The sequence below is a fragment of the Streptococcus sp. k-378 genome, assembly GCF_013277505.1.
In the GTDB taxonomy this organism is placed as follows: Bacteria; Bacillota; Bacilli; order Lactobacillales; family Streptococcaceae; genus Streptococcus; species Streptococcus pseudopneumoniae.
Genome location: NZ_VMNC01000025.1, coordinates 44,118 through 51,150 on the forward strand (window position 1 = coordinate 44,118; position 7,033 = coordinate 51,150).

Below are 7,033 nucleotides of genomic sequence, written 5' to 3' on the forward strand. Positions count from 1 at the left end.
CAAGAAATTTTATATATTAATAATAAAATGAAATTCTCCCAAAGTCAGAGTTTTATTTCTAACTTTTGAGAGAACTTCATTTTTGATTCAGACTTTTTCTACTGCTATTCCTTACGCTATGAGATCAGATAAATTCTTTTTTATCACTTCTCCACTTGGCAATCTTAATTCAATCGTTCCATCCATATTGAATATAACACTATCTAAGCCTAATCCGTAACTAGCTGTAAATTTTTCTAATTTTTCTTGTACAGGATCTACTGCTGGAGCTTCCTCTAATGCTGGATCTAACATAGGGTCACTCCCCACATTCCCTTCTGGATTCAACATTCCATTATCCGTTGAGTTTTCTGGTTTTACAGGTTTTTCGTTTGGTGCCTCTGGTAAAGAATCTGCTGGTTTATTTTCTGTTGGTTGGTTCTCAACTGTTCCAGTAGGTACTTTTCTATTTTCAGATGGTTTATTTTCACCATTTCCTTGAGGTGCTTCTCCTGTAAAATCTGCCATATTCTTTTTAATGACTTCTCCCGATGGTAAATATAATTCAATGGTTCCGTCCATATTAAACAAGACATTTTCTAGCTTCATCCCATAACTTTCAGCAAATTTTGCTACTTTTTCTTGTACAGGATCCACTGTAGGAACTTCTTCTAACGTTGAATTACTAGTACTATTCCCAGTTTCAGAAAGTTTTTCTTTTTCTACCTTCTCACTAGTCTTTGGTTCTTCTACCTTTTCATCAAGTTTTGAGTTTTCTTGTGCTTTATTCCTTTTAAATTGTGGTAGAATACTTGGTTTATCAGTTTGATTTTCTTTTTCCAAGATAGGTACTTCCACAATATAAGTCGATTGATTGTCCAAATAAGCATTTGCCATGAAGGTTACAGGAATTTTATTTCCGGCCGTTCTGGTTGTTCCTTGGTTTAATTTCGGAATCGGTAATTTGATTTCACCAACTTTATAGTTATTTTCTAAATAAGCATTTCCATGAAATTCATCAAACACTCTGACTAAAGCATCAGTTCCTTTAGGCACTGCAAATTGAGGGTTCACTCTTAAATAAGTATCCCCTGCATGGAAAGGATAGAAAATCGTTTGACTGGCCATTTTGTAAGCTAAAGAGGTTGGAACTGTAAATGTACCATCATAACTTACTTCTGGATAATCTTTTGAAGCGATAGTATACTTAAATGTTTGTCCTGGTAAATAAGGTTGATCTAATTCAAAGTTTGCAATATTCCCTACTCCTTCTCCAAATACTTTACCAGATACTTTCTCCAATACTTTTCCATCTGGTGTTATTAATTTTACTAGCATATTGATACCTAATTTTTTCTCCAATTCAGGCGGAAAACTAAAAGAAACGCGTTTTTGACCATTGGCTAGAGTAAAGTTTTGATTATTAAACGTACTATTTTTTAACAAATTAACAACATTCGTTAATTCTTCTCCAGTATAAACTTTATTCCCTTCTTTTTTAGCAACTCCTTCTTCGGGTTTAAACAGTTCATAGTTACTGTGAGAATGACCAATTCCAACCGGTTTATGTTCATCAATCGGATCTGCATGATGGTGATCTCCATGCGGATAAATAATCGCATTTTTTTCTTTATTCACGACAATACTTTCACGTTTGACACCATATTGTTTCATAATGCCAGCAATTTTTTCTTCGATTTTTTTATCTAAATCTTTCATTTCTTTGGCATTACTTGGATAATCCTGTTCATGAGATGACAAAGAATCTAATCCATTATGACTAGTTTTAACTTCCTCTAAATGTTTTTGCGCAGCCTTAATTTGCTCTTCTGTCAAGTCCTTCTTGAAGAAATAATGATTGTGGTCTCCGTGACTCATGACAAAACCTGATTCATCTTCAGCGATAATACGATTAGCATCAAATCCGTATCCATCTTCTTCATGTTTCTCATGTGAAGTTCCTGGATTGATTGGAAGAGATGGAGAAGGTGTTGCTAGACTATTGTTTGGAAGAGTCGGTTGCCCAATTTGATTTGATTTTGGAATGTAATGGAAATGATCACCATGTCTTACAATATAAGCTGTAGCCGTTTCTTCAACGATATCTTTTGGATTAAAAATATAACCATCAGATGCTGAAGAGAGCTCCTTACTTGTCGTTAAAGAAGAAGGATTGCTTGAAAGACTGCCTAGACTAGACACTACTTCATTAGGTTTTGCATTTGTAGAAACTGTAGAACCAGTTCCACTGATAGGCACCATTCTGGCAATCTTTTCTTCTAAGGCAGAAAGCTTGCTGTAAGGAATAAAGTGGTAATGGTCGCCATGCGGAATCGCAACTCCATTTGGTGTACGACTGATAATCTTAGCAGGGTCAAAGACCAGGCCATCTGATTCACTGTAACGTTGGGCGCTAGGTGAATCATAGAGTTCCTTCAAAAGACTCTGGAGATTTTCAGATTTATTTGCTGGCTTGCTAGTTGATCCTTTTGCTACAGATTGCGTGTTATTGTCACTAGCTGTTGAAGAATAGCTTAACTGACTCGGTTGCATATTTTTTCCAGCCAGATGTGCTTTAGCTGCTGCTAATTCACTAGCAGATAAATCGCTTTTGGGAATGTAGTGATAGTGACCTCCATGAGGAACGATATAAGCATTACCCGTATCTTCGATAATATCAGCTGGATTAAAGACATAACCATCATTTGTCGTATATCGTCCCTGAGACCTTGCTACAGCAACATTAGAGTTAACCTTCTCATTATCTTTGACATGTTCTTGTTTTTGACGATTGATTTCATCTTTAGTTCGAACATTATCAGCATGAGCTGCATCTTTCAGGTAGACATAATATTTTCCATCGACCTTGATGATATAACCACCCTTGACTTCATTGACAATATCAGCGTCTTTAAGTTGATAGTTTGGATCCTTCATCAAGAGTTCTTCACTAAAGAGGGCATCATAAGGAACTTTCCCATTATAGTAATGATAGTGGTCACCGTGTGACGTTACATAGCCCTGATATGTAATTTTGATTACAATTTGCTCGGCCTGAATTCCTTCTTTCTGGCTAACCTGGTCTGGTGTCAAGTTTTCACTTTTCTGACTTGACTGGCTGCCATCTACATAAGAGACACGATTATTGTCCTTATTTTCCTGCGAACGATGCTGGTTTAGTGCATAGGCACATAGACTCAAGGATACGATAACAGCTGATCCAGCTGCTATATATTTTTTACTGAATTTCATAAATCCCTCATTTCAATAAATGATGAAGTTTTTTCTCAACTTCTTTTACTTTATTAAATAGTTTTCTAAACCGATTATTTAACCATTTAATTAACCAGTAAATAGTTTACTATTTAAAATTACTTTTGTCAAGTTTCTGTTACGTTTTTCTAAAAAAGAGAAGTAACACGAAAGGTTACTTCTCCATAAAATATGCTCCATTCATTTTACTACTGTATAGGAGCCGGTTGACTTTCTTTTAACAAAGCCAAGAGACTATCTACTTCTGCTGAAATAGTGTTATTATCTTTCGTTCCGAGAAGAAGACTACTTTTTAGACCAGTCAATGTCTCCATAGCATTTTGTCTAATACTAGAATCTGTTACTTTTTCTAGCAAGTCCTCCGCCTCTGCTATCTTAGCGTTAATAACAGAATGCTCTACTTGAGGAATTTCAGCCTCATCTGTAGTATCTTCAGCTTCTTCCTCTGTCTCTTCCGTATCAGTGCTTGGTTTATAAAGATTATCTGCTGAAGGATTTAAACCAGCGTGATTCTCTTTTTCATCAGATTCAGGGTGAGTTGGCTCACTTACTTCATCATGTTCCTTATCTTCATCAGGTTTACTGTCTTGGTCTGCCTTATTTTTACGAACATGGTCGCTAGCGTTACCAAAACCATTATCTGAATGCGGACGTTCGTTTGGATGTTCGACATAGTACTTGACAGTCGCCAAAAGATCCTCAAGAGTATACCCCTTAGGTGCCTCATAAAGGCCTTCGTCAAACCACTCAAATTTGATGTTATGGTAATGGTCATAATGAGGTATGATTAAACTACCGTTTTTGACTTCTACAGTATATTGAAGATTGTAAGGCATACGATCAAGTGGCACCTTCTTAGCTGCTTTCACGCGGTTGTAGATAGCTTCTGCTCCTTTTGCCTCAGTATTTCCTGAATCCTGATGGTCTGTCGAAGGAGGGGTCAAACCTTTCTCTTTAGCATAAGCCTGGGCTGCCGCTCTCTCAGCTTCAGACAAACTATCTTTTTTAATCCAGTGGCTATGGGTCATATGTGGAGTTACATAGGCATCCCCCTCATCACTGGTTATATCACGAGGATCAAAGATATAACCGTCTTCTGTTGTGTACTTGCCTGCCAACTTGGCTACTTGAATCTCATCATCAGTGTAGGTAATTTGCGAATTTGGTTTGCCAAGGCGTTCTGGGTGGGTAATTGGTGCTAGGAATGCCAATAAATCATCTACCAATTTTACTTTATTAGAAGATTCATTATTCAAGCGTTCTGCTAATTTGTCTAAAGCTTGGAAATCAGAAGTACGACCTTTATTTTCAGACAAGACTTTATGAGTCTGGGTTAACAGATTGTAAGCTTTATCATAAAATTCTTGGTCACGAGGAGCGACATTTTCTTTTTTAGCAACTAGAGCATGTGTCTCTTGAGTTTTCTTAGACAAGAGATTTTCAATAGCATCAATCTTATCCTTAGCCAAGTCTTTATCAAAAACATAGTGACTGACACCAGCAATTTCCACAACATAGCCTTCTCCAACTTTTCTAACAACCTGTTCTACTGCAAAATCAGTTTGTTTTTTCTCAGTTGATGGTTGAACTTGCGGTTTTGGTGCTGGTTTCAAATAATGCATTCCTGGCAAGACTGCACCATTTTGTCCCTTAACAGCAATCATACGAGCCAATTTTTCTTCCAAAGGTGACAGTTGTGAATAAGGAATAAAGTGATAATGGTCTCCGTGCGGTACAGCAACACCATTGGCTGTACGATATGTTATTTGTGCCGGATCAAATACTAGGCCATCAGATTCTACATGGCGTTCTGATAAAGGTTTAGCATACAATTCACGTAAAAGGCTTGAAATGTTTTCCCCTTGATTTTGATGATAAGTTGGAGTGACAGTCAGATTGTGGTTCTCTGACAATCTTGGTTGAGCTGGATTTGCATTATGACTAGAACTTGAAGAAGGACGAGATCCCTGCTTCCCATTCCAATAGGCTTGGGCAGCAGCTAATTCACTGGCAGACAAATCACTCTTAGGAATATAGTGGAAGTGATTGCCGTGAGGGACAATATAAGCATCACCCGTGTCCTCAATGATATCAAATGCATTGAAGATATACCCATCATCCGTTGTATAACGTCCTTGGGCTCTGGCTGCAGCAACAGCATTATCTGCTCTTGAGTTGTGATTATGACTGCGTTCCTGCTTCTGACGTTTAATCTCTTCTTTTGTCCGAATATTGTCCGCATGGGCTGCATCTTTAAGGTAAACATAGTATTTTCCGTCTACCTTAATCACATAGCCACCCTTGATTTCATTGACAATGTCTGAATCCTTCAACTGATAATTCGGATCTTTCATGAGAAGTTCTTCACTGATGATGGCATCATAAGGAACCTTGCCATTATAGTAATGATAATGGTCTCCATGAGAGGTCACATAACCTTGATCCGTAATCTTGATAACAATTTGTTCGGCGTTGATCCCCTCTCTCTTACTGACTTCATCTGGTGTCAAATTTTCTGCCTTTTGACCAGCCTGATCACCATCTATATAAGAAACTCGATTAGACTCTTTCTTAACCTGACCAGCTTGGTGACGACCAAGTTCATAGGAACAAACACTTAGGGCAAGGACTGCCACTGAACCTGCTAGATATTTTTTATTGATTTTCATTCTTTCCTCACTTTAATTCTTCTGCTAGAATACTCATATTTTCTTCAAGATTTTCTAAATAGGTCTTGTCATTTTGTGGGTCTGACTCTAAAGGATTCAGAGTTTTAAGACCCACACCTGTTGATTTGACAAGAGTTTCAGCTACTTTTGAAGAAGCGTTACTTTCTGTAAAAATCGTTTTAACCTTATAGGTCTTAACAAATTCCTGAATTTCTGTTAGTTGTCGTGGACTTGGTTCTTGTTCAGGAGAGATACCTGCAATACCAAGTTGATTAAGCCCAAATCTCTTCGCTAGATAAGAAAAGGCTGTATGTTGTGTTACAAATGTTTTCTGAGTCGCTTTTTCAAATTTTGGTTGGAATTTCTTAGTCAATTCCTGAGCTTTTTTGATAAAGGCTTGCGCATTTTTTTGATAAGTCTCTTTATGCTCACTATCCACCTCTGAAAGTTTATCAGCGATAATTTGGGCTTCTTCACCAGCTTTTTCAGGATCTAGCCATGTGTGAGGGTCATAGAGCGTTTTTTCATCAACTCCATCCCCTGCTTCCACATCCTCTAGTCCAGGGACACGTTCCAAGGTCATTCCCTCAGAAGCCTCTAAGACCTTCACTTTGGATTTTTTTAGATTTGGATCCAGACTTCCTGCCCAAGATTCGAGTGTATGAGAATGGTAAACAAAGACATCTGCATCATAGATGGCTGCGATATCATTTGCCGAAGGTTCAAAGGAGTGAATCCCACTACTTGACTGAATCATCCGAACATCATTCAAGTCACCAGATACTTCCTTAACCATAGCGTAGATAGGATAAAAACTGGTCACAATTTTCATCCCCTTTCCTGTCTGACTTTCCTTTTGACTACAGGCTCCTAGCAATAAAAGAAAGACACTTAACAAGACTAAAAATAAATTTTGTTTCTTCATGAACAACTCCTTAACTGTTTAATTAACTAGTAAACATTCTACTCCTAAAAACTTAATCTGTCAAGATATTTTTAGAAAAAATTTGAAATTTCTTTCACATATAAAAATCTGCTGAGTTTCAACAACTCAACAGATTCTCACTTTATATACTCAATGAAAATCAAAGAGCAAATTAGGAAGCTAGCCG

General features: G+C 37.4%; 3 protein-coding genes. All 3 read right to left on the minus strand.

Annotated elements, in window-relative coordinates; translation table 11 throughout:
* Positions 1–111 precede the first annotated feature (111 nt).
* Entirely contained in the window at positions 112–3,231 is a 3,120-nt protein-coding gene (gene phtE, locus HT719_RS03250) for a pneumococcal histidine triad protein PhtE (protein WP_172928219.1), read from the minus strand.
* A 209-nt stretch (positions 3,232–3,440) separates the two neighbouring features.
* Positions 3,441–5,921, minus strand: coding sequence for a pneumococcal-type histidine triad protein (locus HT719_RS03255; RefSeq protein WP_172928221.1), 2,481 nt, complete (start codon positions 5,919–5,921; stop codon positions 3,441–3,443).
* Positions 5,922–5,928: 7 nt separating this feature from the next.
* The gene (gene adcAII / locus HT719_RS03260) at positions 5,929–6,846 is read right to left on the minus strand and encodes a zinc-binding lipoprotein AdcAII (protein WP_023940665.1); all 918 of its coding nucleotides are present in this window, start codon (positions 6,844–6,846) and stop codon (positions 5,929–5,931) included.
* Positions 6,847–7,033 lie beyond the last annotated feature (187 nt).